12 protein-coding genes are annotated in these 16,872 nt (G+C 47.3%); all 12 read right to left on the bottom strand.

Features of this window, described 5'->3' with window-relative positions:
- Positions 1-48: 48 nt before the first annotated feature.
- Positions 49-2,277, bottom strand: coding sequence for a hypothetical protein (locus U2F10_RS04655; protein WP_499871030.1), 2,229 nt, complete (start codon positions 2,275-2,277; stop codon positions 49-51).
- A 107-nt stretch (positions 2,278-2,384) separates the two neighbouring features.
- Positions 2,385-3,644: a hypothetical protein gene (locus U2F10_RS04650; RefSeq protein ID WP_499871028.1), complete on the bottom strand. Its 1,260-nt coding sequence runs from the start codon at positions 3,642-3,644 to the stop codon at positions 2,385-2,387.
- Between the two features lie 90 nt (positions 3,645-3,734).
- Positions 3,735-5,015, bottom strand: a complete 1,281-nt coding sequence (locus U2F10_RS04645) for a hypothetical protein (protein WP_499871026.1) — start codon at positions 5,013-5,015, stop codon at positions 3,735-3,737.
- A gap of 197 nt (positions 5,016-5,212) precedes the next feature.
- Positions 5,213-5,977: a hypothetical protein gene (locus tag U2F10_RS04640; protein WP_499871024.1), complete on the bottom strand. Its 765-nt coding sequence runs from the start codon at positions 5,975-5,977 to the stop codon at positions 5,213-5,215.
- Positions 5,967-6,299 carry a hypothetical protein gene (locus U2F10_RS04635; protein ID WP_163697827.1) on the bottom strand — a complete coding sequence of 111 codons (333 nt, stop codon included), beginning with the start codon at positions 6,297-6,299 and terminating at the stop codon, positions 5,967-5,969. Before U2F10_RS04635 ends, U2F10_RS04640 begins: the two co-directional genes overlap by 11 nt.
- The gene (locus tag U2F10_RS04630; RefSeq protein ID WP_499871022.1) at positions 6,289-8,664 is read right to left on the bottom strand and encodes a hypothetical protein; all 2,376 of its coding nucleotides are present in this window, start codon (positions 8,662-8,664) and stop codon (positions 6,289-6,291) included. The genes U2F10_RS04635 and U2F10_RS04630 overlap by 11 nt, the downstream gene beginning before the upstream one ends.
- 54 nt (positions 8,665-8,718) lie before the next feature.
- Positions 8,719-9,750: a hypothetical protein gene (locus U2F10_RS04625; protein WP_499871021.1), complete on the bottom strand. Its 1,032-nt coding sequence runs from the start codon at positions 9,748-9,750 to the stop codon at positions 8,719-8,721.
- 142 nt (positions 9,751-9,892) lie between these two features.
- Positions 9,893-11,572, bottom strand: a complete 1,680-nt coding sequence (locus tag U2F10_RS04620; RefSeq protein ID WP_250564932.1) for a hypothetical protein — start codon at positions 11,570-11,572, stop codon at positions 9,893-9,895.
- 123 nt (positions 11,573-11,695) lie between these two features.
- Positions 11,696-12,523, bottom strand: a complete 828-nt coding sequence (locus U2F10_RS04615; protein WP_499871019.1) for a hypothetical protein — start codon at positions 12,521-12,523, stop codon at positions 11,696-11,698.
- Positions 12,524-12,643: 120 nt separating this feature from the next.
- Positions 12,644-13,939: a S8 family peptidase gene (locus tag U2F10_RS04610; RefSeq protein WP_163664371.1), complete on the bottom strand. Its 1,296-nt coding sequence runs from the start codon at positions 13,937-13,939 to the stop codon at positions 12,644-12,646.
- A 95-nt stretch (positions 13,940-14,034) separates the two neighbouring features.
- Complete coding sequence (locus U2F10_RS04605) at positions 14,035-15,072, bottom strand: hypothetical protein (RefSeq protein ID WP_163664369.1); 1,038 nt, start codon at positions 15,070-15,072, stop codon at positions 14,035-14,037.
- A 683-nt stretch (positions 15,073-15,755) separates the two neighbouring features.
- Positions 15,756-16,817 (bottom strand): histidinol-phosphate transaminase, encoded by a 1,062-nt coding sequence (gene hisC / locus U2F10_RS04600; protein ID WP_163664366.1) that lies wholly within the window; start codon positions 16,815-16,817, stop codon positions 15,756-15,758.
- Positions 16,818-16,872: the final 55 nt, after the last annotated feature.

The raw sequence follows: 16,872 nt of genomic DNA, 5'->3' as shown, positions 1-16,872 counted from the left end.
CGTACTGATACAAAAATTCGGATACTCCCACGGAGGCGCTAATCTTGATTACAAGTTGTGATACATACGCTTGTTGAATTTCGCCTCGCTCTTTCTAACCTCAACCACAACTATTGTTTTGTTTGCAGCCACATGCAATCTTGGCTTTAGATGCTTCCCAGCTGTGGTAGCACCTCCCTTCCTTTCGCCATCCCAATCTACACTATCGCCTAATGTCCTGACTCTGCGTGAAGAATCATACAAATCAATGAGATTGTCGCCTGAATCAGTCATCTGTATGTCATCTATCCAGTTGTCAAGATCCTGGTTATCGTTTATCCCAGAATTTCTCAGCTGTTCATTAGTCGGGCCTCCCGGATATAAACTGACTAAGTCAGTTGCATTGCCTCGATCAACATTGTTGGAGATGATTTTTGTAACTTCCTGCTTGACTAAAAACCATGTAGCGAAAGAAAAGCGGACGTCGTCTAATGGCCCTTCTAAATCATCCTTTTCCAAGCCATCTTCGTCCACAGAGAAGGCTCCTTCAAGCTCCTTATTCAACGGGGTCATTAACTCATTACGCCTTGCTGTTTGCGCTGCTAATGCTCCCAACACAGGTGCAGCGCCTGCAGCTGATGTAGCTGCATCATAGCCATTAACCACAAAGTTAGCAATATCTAAAAGCAATCCTCGCTCAGCTGCATTTAACCCCACTCTGGCAAGGACATCAACGCCACACTTGATTAGCGGTTGAACAAACTCTTTAGAATTGCCACCGTATGCTCGTGCAGCAAAGGCTTGGTATAAAGCATAGGTGAGGAGTCCAGCTACATGATGGCGAGGATCATTGGGTCTTAACAAGTTTTGATAGGTATGCTTCCAGGCATCTACCGTTCGCCAGGCCGCATTATAGAATTTCAAATGTGACTTGCCATGAATCATGGAGCGGATGAAAGCTGGTGCAAGATAAAACTGATCCAAAAACAGATCCACATTACACTGAATAAGCCGCGCTCCAGCTTTCTTCTTCGCTAACCGCAGATTATTAAACATCACTGGATAGCCTGGGTCTTGCTGCCAGGCTAGATTCACCTGGTTTGAAACACCGGGGACAGCAGGGCCACCAGCGTGGTACAAGGTTGTAATTTGTGGGCCTGGTGTGGGTATGGCTGCTGCCCAAGTTCCAGCAGTGTTGCCGTTGGCTGTTGCGAGAACAGTATTGTTAATGTAGTTTTTGAGTTGCCTTAAAAGGCCTCGCTCGTGGAAAGGAGCAGTGACGACTTCTATATGCGGATCGGCTCCACCTTTTCTCTCTTCCAACACGACCTGAATCACAGGTAAACGATCTGCAGCGTTAACCAGAGACAGTCCTTCATCAATTTTTGAAGCGAAGTGGGTTGTGCTGATTACGGGGTCTCCATACGTGTCATGATTCGTAACCCCTTTCACGCCATTTAAATAAAAATCTGCACACTCCAACTCGAAACCAACTCCTTGAGTATGGCTCAGGTATCTTTCTAATTGAGTCTGCCTCTCAAGTAAAATCGGTAGAGCATTTAGGCGTACCATTGCATTGCGGAACTCAAGAGTTTTGCCAGCAACTTTATTAGGGGAGTCTGGATCAACTCGATAGCTAACCTGCGTATATTTCCTGATATTAGGTCGAGTATTTGCGTCGTCGTATTCTATTTTTAGTTGTCCACCGTTAAGAAGGTTCTCCCATTTAAAGCTGACTATAGTACCGTTAGTTTGCTTAATTTTACCGGAGCTACTATCGCCTGGAAGTGACATTATAACTCCATTCTTACCCACTAGCCTTTGAGCAATTTGGGCAGTATCAATCTTGAGAGATTTACCAACAACGTTAGCATCTCCGTACTTGATCTTAGTTGTCTCAATTCTGTATTTGACTAGTGTGCCTTTTTTAATCAGCTTTTCCCTATCACCAGATATATTATCATCTTTGAACTTAACTGTTTTCAGGCCCATAAATTCGCCATTCTTTGGACTTTTGTGCTTGATTGCACCTACACCTTTGTCTGGACTATAACGGCTAATCTCTCCATGACCTGTTTGTAAAGATAGCTGACTAGAAATATTGTCTGATTGGTGGACTTTGAGATGAGATTGTCTCAGTTGAGTTCTTGCTAGCTCTTGTTGCACAGCCAGTAAGCGATTGCCTGAAGTATTCTGTGTGGAAGAACCGCCATTATATGACTGTGAGTCCGCAATTTTTGGGGATGCTTGTTGCTTTGCTTTAGCAACAGTGTTTTCTAAGTCAAAGAGGTCAGTCATGATAATTTTTTCTCGTTTGGATATGGGTACTTGGATTAATTTTGTTAATCAAATTGCTTAGCTCAGCTAGTGTGCAATTGCGGCTAAAAACTTGAAACAGGAAATATTCACTTCGTTTCCTCCGTTTCCCCATTCGAGGTTTTTTCGGGTAGTTCTGAAACAGTTTCCTGTGCTATCCTCGATTGAGATTCTGCGTTCGATGTCGTTTCATCCGGCTCAGGCATTGCCTTATGCATTTCAGGCGTGGTCTTTTGAAGTTCAGGTTCTCGCTCTTCCGTCATCACTCCATACATCTGTGCTAGATCCTCTTCTAACGCGGCCTCATCTAAGGCTAACGACGCACTGACTGACTGAGCACTCGCCCCTTCCTCTAGTTGAGCTGATTGAGCCCTGGATTGGGCTCTTTTCTCGTTGTCTAGCAATTCATCAAACTCATCCATCAGAACTGATTGAGCTGTGGATTGTATGGTCTTCTCCTTGTTTAACAAGTCATCAAATTCATCAAAGCGCTGCTCCAGGGAGATACTGCCTAAATCAAATGAGTTGGCATAACTCATGTTGTGCCCCATGCGATCAAATACATCATGAGGTTTTTGTTCATCGTCAGATGTGTCCTCTTTACTTCTTGCCAGGGGCAATGATGTGGAGTTCATCTGATTGTGAGGCATGTGTTGAGCCATTTGAGAAAATACATCGTGGGGATTATCCGCTGTCTCTCTGATGTCGTCAGGGAGAGCTGATGTAGAATCTGTCGCAGCAGCTGTCGACATCTGTTGCTCATCTGGATTGGCGCTCACCATGCCACCACGGTCTTTGTCATAGGTTTTCTGACCAGTGATAATCGCCTGCAGATCCGCCGCAAAATCGCTATCATCCATTGCCTTGCTTGGCATTTCTTGCTCTAGTGCCGCATCCAGATCACTAAAATCTAAATCTTCTGCCAATGTTTCCTCATCGAGATCAATGGCAGAAAATGATTGCCCAACGGGTGTATCCGACTCGTCATCCTCATCCACCTCAAAGGACTCTACTTCAAAAGCTTCGGCCCCATCGTCCTCGTCTAAGCCAAAGGCACTGGCTTCATAACCCTCGTCATAGCCCTCGTCCTCATAGTCATGGGCGGCTGCATAGGGTTCTTGGGCCACATAGGAATCACGCTCGCTGTTGTAGATCAGCTCGATGGGTTCATCCCAGTCAAATGATTGTGCCCTCACCCGTACTCGACGACGACACCGGGCTGCCACGGGGCGTGGTCCTCGTTTGGGCAAGCCTGGTCGGCGTTTACCCCGACGTTTTCTTGGTGGTTTGCCCGGCTTACCTAGAGAGGTATATACTTTTCGTTCTAACTCCAGCAATCGATTTCTCATGGGACCAGTACCTAAGGGCAAGTAAAAAGGGACAAGTAAAAAGTAAAAAGGGCGAGAGGTTGGGATTTAATTAGGTGATTAAGATACTTTTTAGGCAAATGGTGATGTGATTGGTGGGGGTTGTGTGGAACGTTTTCTTTTATGGCGTTTGTGTTTTAGCTGGGCCATATAGTTCACTAGTTGTGGCGGACAGGCCAGCTGATAGGTCAACAGCAACATATTGTTGCGTAATCCTGCTGCCGCATTAGAGGCCGATGTAACAGCAGTCACACTTTTCTCATGGGCCTGCTGAGGGACATCAGAAGAATTCTTAGGAATAGTGATGGACTCATCTGCGATTGGTTGAGAGAATGACGGTGGTGCAACCTCACTAAAGGTATCGTTGGCAGTGACTACTGGCACTACGTCAATCGTAGCTGCCGAAGCTAGGATATCATCCTCAGATAAAGCCTCTTCTGGTGACATAGCCTCACATGGAGACTGATCTTGACCATCAGAGAATATCTCGATTACTTGGATCTCAATCGACGGAACATCCGACTGGGTATCCTGCCCATGGTCAGGAGCACTCCCTGAGTAATTCTCTAATGGCAAATCGCTGACGGGATTTTGCAGACTATCCTCTAATGCTATTGTCTCCCTTGTCATAGGCTGTTGTGTACTCTCTACTTCCGTAACATCTTGTTGCACAACACTATTCAGTGCTACTGGTGAGGCATCAGCTTCTGTTGTAAGAACCTCGTCAATAGCCCAATTCATTGCAGATGAGCGAGGCTGTTCAACCGGAGTTGTGGGCTCTGAAGTGGCAGTGGAGAGACCTAGTCTTGCCTGGCGGATACTAGTGGCAAGGGACTTATAGCTGGCTAGGGTAGCAGTCGGGTTTGGTTTGGGTGAGCGAGGGGAAGGCTTCGACTGACGCAGTTCGGCTGAGCCCTTGGGCTTAAGTAATTCGGCTGAGCTTACCGTCGAAGCCTCAGCCCAAGGGGGAGATGTCAGTAGGGAGTTGAGGGTTTGGCGACGATGTTTTTGGGCAACTGTTGTTGGAGTTGCTTCAAAGGTTTCGACAATGGCTGGGCTAATGGGAGTGGAAATGGTGGGGAGGTCGGATTTTGATGTGTGGGTCTGGGAGGGAGTATAGTAACGCTGACCAAGCTGGGCCGCCAGCTGACGATAGGGACCGGTGGGTTGCTGAGTTTGTGGCTGCCGGGGCGATTGTAACGCTGAGTTAGGAGTGGTCAGCTCTCGATAGTACCGGGGCTGGGGCTGTTTTAAGCGAGACTGGCGCGACGGCCTGACCCGAGGCTGCTGGGGGCGAATGTGTTGCTCCAGGGCTAACAGACGATTGTGGCTAGGTGGCATGTAGGCAGACATGGTGAATTCAAAAGTGAAAATTCAAAGTTCAAAATTTAAGTAACAAGATTTTAATAAGGTCTCTGTTTAAATCCCTCTCCTGGGAGCAATAGAGCTTCTCTATCGAGAAGTGTTATCCCAAATAGCAAAATGGGGCTTCCCAAAAGGCGGGGTGGGTTAACCGCTATTGCCACTAACCGATCCCCCAAATTCCATCCCTATGGTGGTTGCACCTGCGATTCTAAATTCATCGTAAATACTGCGTAGGGATCCAACGCCACTTTCAGCTGATTCCCTCCCTGACCTTGCAGATGCTGCTGCTTAACTTTAAGCTTGAGCTGCTTATCACTGGCTGAGAGAATCTCCACCGGCTGATCGTTAATCACTGCAGCCGGAAACTGATCCAACGACTGGGCACTGGCAAGATTGCTACCTTCTAAGGTTAAAACCGTGTCACCCTGGGATTTAGAGAGACTGGCCTTGGCCACACTGGGGGGCTTTTCCTGACGATGGGCTTTGTTAATTAAGTTGGCTAAGCTACCGTAGTTGAGTTTCTTTTCGGTGACTTTGCCCAGGTCCACATTGCGATCTTGGACTGTTCGACGCAGATCTTCGGTGGATTTAATCCCTAGTTTTTTTAACTCTTTGCGCTCAGTTTCGGGCAGGTCCACCTCATCAATGGAGGTTTCTCCCTGTTGGATCGGTGGCCGAGTGACTTCACGAATTTGGCTATCGCTGATGGACCCCAACTGGAAAGAGATTTTAGAGGCCCCCTTTTCGCCGGGTTTGGCGGTGGTAAAACGCACATTATCGCCATCAAACTCTGGAAACAACTGTAATTCTAGGTTCATGTCTTGCACCATATAGGTCAACCGACGGTTTAACCCTTTGACCGACAGGGTGTCTTGAGCCTTGTCTAACTCAAAGATCAAGGAGTCAAGAAAAGATTCTAAATTCCAGGATTTGTTTCCACTACTGGCCATGGCGCTCCTCCCCGTGATCCTCAACTATGCGCAGCTGCATACGATGAAACACTGGCAAGACTGTTGTTGTCGTCCGCTGGGTGGGAGCCGCCCCCTTGAGGGTGACCTGACCGGCATCATCCACTGTGACCCGCAACTCGATGGGCATATCCACCTTAATTGCTTCCACCGTTAATACCTGCCCCGTCTCAGAGTTTACCCGCTGTTTTTCGTAGTCCGTCAGGCTATGAACGAGATCGGCAAAGGGCAACAACGGATCCAGCTCCTCAAACTGTTCATGGCCAGTGAGGTCGTCTGGAGAAGAATTTGCATTAGTCATCATCGCTAACTCCGATAAAGTGGGCCTTGGCGGGCATGGGGAAATACACCGGAGCTTCTACTAGCTCGGTGACATGACCGTTTTCGTCAATCTCTGAGGCTTGCTTTAGCAAAATCCGCTGTATCTTTAACTCTGGATAGACCCACAGGGCAACGGTGCTGCCTTTGCGTCCTTTAAATTTGACCTCAGTGCGGGCCAGGGCATTGAACAGACTGATGTTGTCGGTATTAAACAGGGCGTTTAACTGTTCGTCGTCGAGGGGCTCATGGTCAGAGATTTGACCGAGCAGTTCGTTCAAACGCTCGGGGTTGAGCATCATCCCAGCCTTGAGTTTTCCTTCCTGACGGGTGTCGCTGGTCTGTTGAATGCGGGAGAGGGTTTCCATCCGAGCCAGGACAGTGCGATCGCGTTCCAATGTGTAGTAGTACTTACAGTCCAGGGTCAACCTACGCCGTCGACTAGAGAGTTGCCCCTGCCATACCTTGTGCCAGTAAGACCGATAGCGATCCACATCATTGAGGGTAACGGTTTCCGACTGACCTTCAATGCGATCAAAGCAATAGTCTCGCATCAGGGTGATCATCTGGGTCATGCTGGTGCCCATGGGTTTCTTGCGGCGTGGGCTGGGGTTTCGTCGCGATCGCCCCTTCCAGGCCAGCACCACCGTCACTAAATAATCCTCGTTGGATTCCAGCAGTTCCAGCTGGTTTCGCGTTAAGGTGGGCACCACATCCAACGGCCCACTGGTGAGATCGTCAACTTTGTACTTCTTCTCAAGCAAAATCTCCAGACTCTCTGGATCCTTCACCAGGATCTGGAGAATTCCCTTACGGATCGGGCGGGGTGTTTCTAACTTAAGGGGAAAAGCAATGTCGTGATCCTGATGGTAGAGCACCCGAGAACGCCCGTGGAGCATCAGGGGTGTAACATCCATAAAGTCCAGCCGCACCCGACCCACCCGCCGATAGTCAACAACTTCAGGTGACCAAGCTAGGGCATTGACCACCGCCGCTCCATAGGCCCACTTTTCCATGGCAGTATCGTCTGCATTCGCGATTAATTTCTCAATGTGCTGCTGATCTTGTTTTTTATCTTCCAGACTGACTTTGGCTACCTGGGTGACGCTGTCGGTGACCGCCCCCAACATCTTGGTGGGGGATATGTTTTGCATCATCATCTGCACCGTTTCAGGAGTTAAGACCTGCTGCAACAAAGGCATTAGGGACGTTACCAAACCGCTCATGTTGGCACCTCCCATCAGGGCCGAAGCTCCGCCCGTTGCCCCCGCGCCACCTAATCCTCCTAATAGTGACGGCAGGGCTGCCAAGGCTGGCAGGGCCATTTGATCACTGTAGGGGACGGATGCGGCTGTTGAAAAAGATCGGGCTCGACTCAAGTTAGTAGTGCGATTGGCAATCCCTGTGGGGAATCGTTTCAGCTGATTTTTCTGCAACTGTTGTTGCGCCAACATCGCTGTATTCACTGCCGAGGAGTTGGGCAGTTGAGAGCCCATTTGCTGGGTTGGAAACATTCCTGCCGCCAGCATTGGATTTTGTTGAGCCCCCATTAGATTAGCTCCTGTCATAGCAGGCATGGTACCTGCCCCTGGCATCATGCCCATCTGGGGCGTACCCGCCATACCGCTCTGATTGAGAAAATTCATCAAGAGCTGCATCATCGCCTGGTTATTCATGGGCTGCTGTCCTGTGAGTCCAGTTTTTGACAGGAGTGACGTGCCTGCATTCATCAGCATTTGCTGATTTTGAGGGTTCTTGAGAAACGTACCTGCCTGTTTCAGGGCGTTCTGAGCCTGGGGACTGGTGACAACAGCCGTAGCTTTTTTTGCCAGGGGGGCAAATTTTTTAAGGCCACCAATGACGGATGATAAGCCTTTGAAGGCCATGGCCGTACTCACCGGAGAGGCTTCTTTATAGGAAAAAGCGACCACCTCAACCGGAGGCTGTTCGATGGTTTGTGATGGCATAGAGTCCTCCAAACTTAGGGAGACAGCGTTGTGGGAATCATCCTGCTCACGTTGCAAACCGAAAGCGGGGATCTGAACAATTTCAGAAAGAGCGGGGCCTTCTAGCTGAGCCGTGCGAAAACTAAAGAGTTGAAGATAACGATGTTTGCGATCAAACTGCTCATTTGGAATTTCCAATGTCTTACGGCCCAAACTTTCCTCTGGCAGCGGCCCCATTAGGGGCGAGATAAAGGTTGGATCTTCTAACTGCTTGAGGCCATTAAAACGACGGATCGCTTCATCGCCAATCTGATATCGGTAATATCGATTGGTAATTCCGATATCAATGTTGACGTGGGTATAGTCGTCGTCCGTGTCTTGCCACCTTAAGATTGCCAGAGCCATTGTGCTTACCCGATGTCATTAAAACCAAGAGAGAGTCTAGAAACAAAACATCAGCTACTGCCCCGGCAAATACTGCCCCGGTTGTTCTCCTGGTTGAGCCTGCTTTTGGGGTTTTGGTGCTTCCCCACCATACATCGAGGCAAAGTTGTCTAACTTAAAGTAATCAGATTTAAAAACAAGCTCGACCGAACCGGTAATTTGCGCAGCTAAATCAGTAGTTGCGGTACTCTTGGCAGAAGACACGCTAATCTTGCTGCGCTTGTTCGTGCTGGAACTACGTCTGCCCAAGAACCCAAACAGGCCGCCTCCACGGGTGCCACCAGATTTGGTGGTAGATGAATCGGCAGCCTTGTCAGATTTACTAATCTTTTCAGTTGCTTTAACATCAAAGACAACGGCTGCTTTGACCGTACCACGTTCGACCACTAATCGAGAAATACCCATCAAAATAGTTTCTCGCAGCAGGGCTCGTTGTTCTTGAGCCAGTGCCAGTTTAGCGTCCATAATTCTGGCTCTAACTTCGTTATCGCCAATATCTAGCTGTTGTCCACTGGCATTACCGAGGGCCGGTTGCCCCTGCTCATCTTCAATAAAACTAAATTGATCGCCCATACTATCTGCCATGTGGGCAAAGGCATCTTCATCACTGACATTTTTGACAAAGCTGCTGAGAGATTTGGTCGCAGATTTTAACAGGCTCTGATATTCCTGCATCTGCGTTACGGTGACGTTTAAGTTCGCGTCAAAAACACCCGTGAGCAAGTCTTCGACAAATTGAGGAAAATCGACATCACTGATAAAGTCAGCAGCCATCTCTCCCGTTTCTGGGCCAATTCGCTCATTGAGATGGCGTTTGTCATCGATTTGATCACTGGCAGCCAAGCCCGTTGACAATCCTTTTTGAGTTGCTAATTGACCACCGTCTTCATCAGCCAATTCTTTACACTGAGCCATGACTACGTCCTTATACATGGCCGCCTGTTCATTGCGATCCATATTCCGGAATGATTGGGATTGGGACAGTAGCGATCGCGCCCGCGCCCGCGCTTCTGTCTGAATATTTTCGTCATACATCAATTGTGACATGGCACTTTAGCCTCTCTACGCCAAATAGAACTGTTAAATGGACCCCGTTTGACTCATAACGAGTAACCTGTAACTTGTTCCTGTCCTTGTTACTTATTACTTGTTACTTGTTATTCGTTATTCGTTACTTGTCACTCGTTACCTAATTCCAATCATCAAAATCGTCATCCTCATCCATGTCGATATCGTCGTCCATATCGTCATCGTCCTGCCCAAAGGAGTCATCGTCTTCTTCCATGGCGGCCTGGGCAATAATCCAAGCCTCTGCCGAAGAGAGGAAATTCTGGAAAATACTGTCTTGAACCGAACCTTCATTAAAGGTGGCAATCCACTGAAAAACCTTGTTGCCCTCCACTGCAGCGGTACGAATGGGAGCACTGGAGACCATAATTCCCAAATCTTCTTTGGCAATCTGCTCAATCACCGTCCAAATACTCTGACGGCGACCACCGTAGGAGATCACCACATCCTCAGACTTGATGATATCTAGCGCCTCTTGCAAGTGGGCATAATCTTCAGTTACCTGTAGGTGAGACATCCCAGTCATGTTTTCACTCAGATTATATTGCAGGTTCTTCGTCGCCTGGTAAATGGGGGCTCGGGAGACCCAACCATCTGCTGAGTAGCTGCCCTCCGCCTTGCGAATGTACTCAGCCACCTCAGACATCAGCTGGTGCCATAGCCGGGGAAAATCTTCATTGGGAACCATATTCGAGAGCAGGCGACCAGCACCTCGATTCAGGACTCGGCGATACAGCATGGCTCGCTCTTGAGGTGTGGAGCGTTCGCTACGGAGTTTGTGGTAACGGTAAAGTGCAGCAGCTGTCGTCCCCTCAGGTACATCCAGCATGCCGCTAGCCCAGCGTAATACCAGTGCATTGGCCACATCAAACACATGCATGCGTTCCCCAATACAGTAGATGTAGTCCAGCGCGCCCGCCGCCAAAATATTGTCCGAGCTTACCCCTTGTTCTTCGATACTCTCAAAGGTGTCGACAGAGAAATCCCAAGTAGTCTCTCCACCTTTAACCCGTGCAGCATCAATGGGGTCTTCAGCAACCGTACTGGTTTTGAGGGCCTCATTGTAGGCCATCAGGAAGTACTGATCGTAGCCGCCAGCCGTAAAGGTGTCATCATCAATCTCAATACCCAGCTTGACCAAATAATCGGTCATTCCCTGCTGAAGCGAGGCCGTAAAGGAATAGGGAGAGATTGGATTGTCGTCTCTTTCAGCAAACTGGGCTACATAGTAAGGAATATTCCCTTCAGTGTAAAGAGTGGAAAGCAGGTCGGTAACGGCAGGCTCCACCTGGCCAATGGTGATGGGCAGCCCCTGGGACAGCGTGAGGTCGTCTAATTGTTCCCAACGCTTATCAGTGGACTTTAGCCGAATGCGCCTATCGTTGAGCACCAGGGTAAGCATCTGGGCTAGGAAATAGCGCTTGGGAATATTGTTTACATTTCGCAGTACCGAGCTATATAACCCTTCAAGATCATCATCTGATACGCTCTCGTCTTCGCGGGCAGCCTTAATCAAGGTAGCATAAATGATTGGTCTGGAAAGTAATAATTTTGGAATATTGTCTAATCCAGAGCCATTTAGCTTTTCAGTCAGGGTATTAACTCTACTTAACAAACCCTCGCTGGTTATGTAATCTCTAGGATCGTCATCTCCTGCCTGATTGATGAAATAGGTTTCTGTATTACTTAAGGCTGTTTCAGCATAGGAATCTAAGGTGACGCTTGGTGGATTGATTTGTAGTACCAACTCAGCAGTGTATTCCGTGTAGGTGGTAGAACCGTTAGCGTAGGTAAGAACCATGGTAATTTCCCGCAATAAATCAATAAAAAACTGATAAAGTCAGAAATTTCAATTTCTCAAGGCAAAAACTGTCATCAAATAAACCTTAGTGCTTCAAACTCTAAGCCTACTAACGACTGTAGCCTAGCCGACGAGTAAGTCTGAGAGACCAAACTGTTGTTGAACCACCAGCCAATTATCCACTTCACTCAGAGCTAGATTGGTGCTTTCCCCATCAGTAGGACTCTCCCCCTCAGCACTCTCAATCCCAAATAGGTCACTTAGGGTGTCCCAATTATCATATGCAGCCGCTGCTGCAGCTGCTAAGGCTGCTGCCTCTAATACTTTCGCTTCCAGACCACTTAAAACGTCAGTAACCTGTTCTTGAATGGCACTTTTTAGTGTAGCTGTGGCTACTTCTAAAGGATCATTGTTGGTGGCTGGGCTTTTAGTAGGCTGCGAAATATACAGCAAGGCTACTTCTTTTATTTTTGGAATATTTGCAGGCACAGACTTTATGAAATTACCACTCTCAACTATCTCACCTGAATCTTCATTAAAGCTTGAGATACTTTCTTCTAGTGTTGTTTGTATCGTCTGAGCGTTACTTAGTAATGTTTGAGCCTCTGTTGCTGCGGTTGAACCTGGATCGAAAGAGGCTGCTGACTCGGCTGACTCTTGTATTTCTGTAATAAAACTACTTGCTGATGACGATGCTAGACTCAGCGTCTCTCCTACCCTCGCAAGCTCTGCCAGGGCAGCTGATGCTACTGTAACTGGAAGATAAACACCGTTATATACCTCAATATCTGGAAGATAGTCTTTGAGAGCCTCAATCACATTGAGCAGAGCATATGCAGTATTTTCCAGCTTTGCAGTGTAGTTGTCTGTTTCAAGAGAAGCCTTATCGGCTTGAATTTCTTCCGGAGTTGCGTAAACAACTAGATTAAGGTCGACCGTTGTTGTTGACATTAAATTATTCTCCGATGAAGTGGGCTTGAGGATAGTTACCAGTGATCTCAAAGTCAACTGGAGATAAAATAATCATGTTCACCTAAGACTGTATGCCTCCCCGTGAGCAACCTTGTATTATCAGGCAAGCTTGTAGTCCAATAGTCGCAGGGCATCTAATAAGTTAAGCTTGCCAAAGCCTGCCTTGGGATGTTTAAACCGTTTATCCAGTTTGTCGGCGGTATGCTTGAGCAAATATTTCACTTGCCGATCAGATAAGTTAGTCTTGTATTTTTGTCGAGCATAGGACTTGAGCAAGGCGATCGCTCCGGCAACAAAGGGTGAAGCATGGGATGTTCCCGTGGAAAAACCATAGTCATTACCGATGTAAGTGCTATAAATATCTGTGCCAGGAGCGGCAAAATCAACCTGTTTGCCATAGGTGGAAAACGACGTGATTTCCCCTGACTCATCCAAGGCTCCCACCGCAATCACATGGGGGAGTGCCCCTGGATAATAAAGGTGTTCCTGGCCATCATTGCCAGACGCGGCAACAATTGAAACGCCTTTACGGCGAGCATAGTTCACTACTTCTTCATGGGGTAGCCCACCGTCTGTGTGCTCAATGCCAAGACTCATATTGATCACATTTGCACCGTGGTCAATGGCCCACTTAATGCCTGAATTGATGTTATCCACCAAACCTGCGCCGACCTTTTTAGAGCCACGTTTCATCGCTCCCAACACCCGCACAGGCAAAATCTTGCACTTGGGCACCACTCCTAACGGCATTTTTAAGCCCTGGCCAGCAATGATTCCAGCGACATGGGTGCCATGACCCACCTCGTCTTCCGGGTCCTCATCATAGTCCAAATAGTCTCCGAGAAACTTTCCAGATCCATCGAGAATATCGACAAAGTCATAGCCGGGAAGCAACACCTCTTTTAACTCGGGATGATCGAGATCGATGCCGGTATCTAACACCGCCACTGTAATTTTGGAATCGCCCTGGCTGTAGTCATGGGCCTCTGGTAGGTAGATGGCTTGGCGCGATCGCATATCTGTATCAAAACTCAATCCCTTAGCAATCACCGGCAGCTCGGCTGTCGCCACCTTACCGGAGTTGACAGCTTCGACGTTAGGAATAACCGTAATATCCTGAATTAATGCGGCGGGAATTTCTGTATTCTGCTGCAAAATCAGACGATATGTGCGATCAAATTTGCTCTCTTGTTCATGTTGATCCCAACCATTAGGTTTAGCAGACCTATACTCCCGCGTCACCTGAAACGAATGACCATATTTCTTCGCCACCTGATCCACAGCTGGCGTGAGCTGAGTAGGAGCCTTTGCTTTATGCTGGGCAACATCCTCCCAATAAGGAATCTGACCAGGGGCAACGTCTTTTGTTAAGGTGACTAGGATATGGGGTTTCATAAAAAATCAATCATCGGTGCCAGCAGCGTTTTTTATACCGCTCAGTTAATCATCAGATGACAATATGTTATCGAGCTCAAAATGGTACTCTGTGGTTAGCTCACCTCCACTACAGTCCACTTAACTGCAATCTCACCAGAATGCTTCTCAAACGTCCAATCAATATCTCCATCTTGCCCATCCTCATGTTTTGTAGCATGCGAAAGATCGCCATTGGCCACGAAAAGAATTGTTTCTCCTGGGTCTAACGACCAACTTCTTTGATCGTTAAGGGGGACTAAATCATCTCCGTCTAACCCAGAATCACCAGTCTCCACTTTTATTGTTTCTCCTCGTCCCACCAGTACGCAGCCAGCGGGTGCCCCAGGTAGAAGGTATGTAGCGGCTGCCTCTGTATACATAGCGGTATAACCGATATATTCAATTAACTGACCGGTTGGGAAAATTTGCCATGTTCCCTCAGCCACAAAATAAAATGTTAATGTGCGATCAAAGTTATTGGTAAATAGACGTCCCGAGGTAGCTTTGACTGTAAATTCACCTCGAGTAGGTTCCTCCTGATCAACCTCAAGGAACCACCAAACGGTTATACTATCGCTGTTCGAAGAATACAAATTGGTAGCGAGATTGACATTCCCCGGCACCTCATAGCCTTCACGATAGAAATTACAGACTAAGTAGATGTTTTCTCCAGGATCTAGTCCTTTTGTTATCTGTGTTCCAACCTTTTTATATGTATTGTCATCCCAGCTTTCTCGCCTAAAGAGGATTGCACCTAAAGGACGATAAGAGTCAACAGTTGCTACATTGGCCCACTCTTCACTGCCTTGGGAATCAAGTTCCAATATTTCTGATTCTGCTTGATCTATCGGGCGTGGACGCTCAATAAACCATCGTCCATTGACATCAGGGATAAAGGTTATCCTGGCGCTGAGGTCCGTGGGATTAGTAAATAATGTACCTTGGTTGTCACTAGCTACAACTGTTAACTGGCCATGGTGGAGAAAAGAAGATAGTAAAACTGGTGTTGAAGTCGATGTTGTTGATCCATTCACCTCATCAACTAAATCGGTCAACCCAAACATTTGGCTAACAGCCACCCAGTTTTCTACTGAGAGTGATGTTTCAACCATATTCTCTAAAATAGAAACCAACAAAAGCTGGCACCATGGTGCTTAAAACCAAGGCTAAACAGGAGAGTTTAACGATCACCTCACCGAGATCGCCAGCTTAGATCGCGCTCAGACAGAAGTCTCAGACCAAAATTTCTCTGATCCTTGTCAGGGACCGCCTATAGAATTCTATAGAGCGCTAATTCTCTGTAAAGCTGTAATAGCTCGCTAGAACAACTTTATCTTCAACAAATGTAAGCCAGGGAATAACGCCTAAACAAAGCATTGTGAAAAATGATCATATGTCCTCCTGGGTCATACCCTCTGTCTCCAACCAGACCAGAAGAAGGAATACAGTAGCCCTATGGCAAGCATACTACAGTTAGAGCAGAAGTTTACACGCGGGACTCTTCATGTCAGTGCCCGCTACACACCGCTATCAAATAGATTCGTACTACTTGATTTAGAAAAAGCGAAACGACTTTTCGCAAAATCACTAACTTAAGTTATTAGATTAATCATATGCGAGAACAGAAATTACCGACGGACCTTTCTGAACATGTTATCTTTTTTCAGTAAATGAGACATTACTTAATCAAATATCTGGTTTAAGCACATATCAGATAGTATGCAAGCCAATTTCGGCGCAACGTTACACCGAAATTGGTTGACCTTTCCCTATATTTAACTCAATAGAGAAATTTTTATGGGTTGTTTTGAATCAAGCTAGCTAATGCTTCTATGAGTGTTTTGTTTTCTTCCTCAGTCCCGATGGAGATGCGTAGTTTATCCTCCAAGCCAGGTTGCTTAAAATAACGGACAAGAATTCCTTGCTCTTTTAGAGCTAGATACAGCGACTCTGCAGGGTGGCTGTTGGGTGTGGCCAGGATAAAATTGCCATGGGATTCAGGGACTGAAAATCCTAAACGCTTTAAATCGATGGATAGCTTAGACCGGGAGGCTTTAATTTGACTGGCACGGGCATTTTTATAATTTTGATCACGGATGGCGGCTGCGCCTAAGGTGATTGCGATCGCATCCACGTTATAGCTATCCTTCACCTTCAACAGCCCTGCTAATAACGTCGGATTGGCAATGCCAAAACCCACCCGCAACCCAGCCAGAGCATAGCCTTTGGACAGTGTTCGTAAGACAATAACATTCTCAAATTCCTGCACCAATGGTAGGGCCGAGAATTCAGCAAAATCCACGTAGGCTTCATCAATCACAACCACACCTGACACATTTTGAGCCAGAGCCCGTAAATCATCCAAGGACACCATGTGACCGGAGGGGCTATTGGGAGAGGCAACAAATGTGAGTGCACCGTTTGCTGCAATTAGCGCCTCGATAGGTAACTGAAAATTCTGAGGATAGGGAATCTCAACGATATCGGCGGTTTGTATTGCAGACAGTGTCTTGTAAAGCACATAGGTGGGTATGGGATAGACAACTTTACGATTATCCCCTTCAGCACAGGCCCGTACCAAAAGATTCAAAATGTCGTCACTGCCATTACCCACAATCACCCAATCCGCAGGTATCTGAAATACCTCGCTAATTGCCTGACGAAACTCTCTGGCAGATGGCTCAGGATAGCGTCTGAGCTGATCAAGATTGATATTTTTTAACGCTACTGCCACCTGAGGTGAAGGAGGATAAGGATTCTCATTGGTGTTGAGTTTGATTACCCTGGTACCTGGTGCCGGCTGTTCACCAGGTACATACCCCGTCATCGCATCAATGGCAGAACGAAAATAACCCATGGCAGCTCTAGCAACATGATCATAAACCTATTCATTGTAGGTCATCGTTGTGATG

The organism is Leptothoe sp. EHU-05/26/07-4 (assembly GCF_043421015.1).
GTDB lineage: Bacteria > Cyanobacteriota > Cyanobacteriia > Phormidesmidales > Phormidesmidaceae > Leptothoe > Leptothoe turfae.
Note: the sequence above shows the minus strand (reverse complement) of the source record. Positions and strands in the feature narration are given on the sequence as shown.

Coding starts and splice junctions, on each gene's coding strand:
- U2F10_RS04655 (WP_499871030.1), bottom strand. CDS start 2,277: ATGACTGACCTCTTTGACTTAGAAAACACTGTTGCTAAAGCAAAGCAA.
- U2F10_RS04650 (WP_499871028.1), bottom strand. CDS start 3,644: ATGAGAAATCGATTGCTGGAGTTAGAACGAAAAGTATATACCTCTCTA.
- U2F10_RS04645 (WP_499871026.1), bottom strand. CDS start 5,015: ATGTCTGCCTACATGCCACCTAGCCACAATCGTCTGTTAGCCCTGGAG.
- U2F10_RS04640 (WP_499871024.1), bottom strand. CDS start 5,977: ATGGCCAGTAGTGGAAACAAATCCTGGAATTTAGAATCTTTTCTTGAC.
- U2F10_RS04635 (WP_163697827.1), bottom strand. CDS start 6,299: ATGATGACTAATGCAAATTCTTCTCCAGACGACCTCACTGGCCATGAA.
- U2F10_RS04630 (WP_499871022.1), bottom strand. CDS start 8,664: ATGGCTCTGGCAATCTTAAGGTGGCAAGACACGGACGACGACTATACC.
- U2F10_RS04625 (WP_499871021.1), bottom strand. CDS start 9,750: ATGTCACAATTGATGTATGACGAAAATATTCAGACAGAAGCGCGGGCG.
- U2F10_RS04620 (WP_250564932.1), bottom strand. CDS start 11,572: ATGGTTCTTACCTACGCTAACGGTTCTACCACCTACACGGAATACACT.
- U2F10_RS04615 (WP_499871019.1), bottom strand. CDS start 12,523: ATGTCAACAACAACGGTCGACCTTAATCTAGTTGTTTACGCAACTCCG.
- U2F10_RS04610 (WP_163664371.1), bottom strand. CDS start 13,939: ATGAAACCCCATATCCTAGTCACCTTAACAAAAGACGTTGCCCCTGGT.
- U2F10_RS04605 (WP_163664369.1), bottom strand. CDS start 15,072: ATGGTTGAAACATCACTCTCAGTAGAAAACTGGGTGGCTGTTAGCCAA.
- hisC (WP_163664366.1), bottom strand. CDS start 16,817: ATGGGTTATTTTCGTTCTGCCATTGATGCGATGACGGGGTATGTACCT.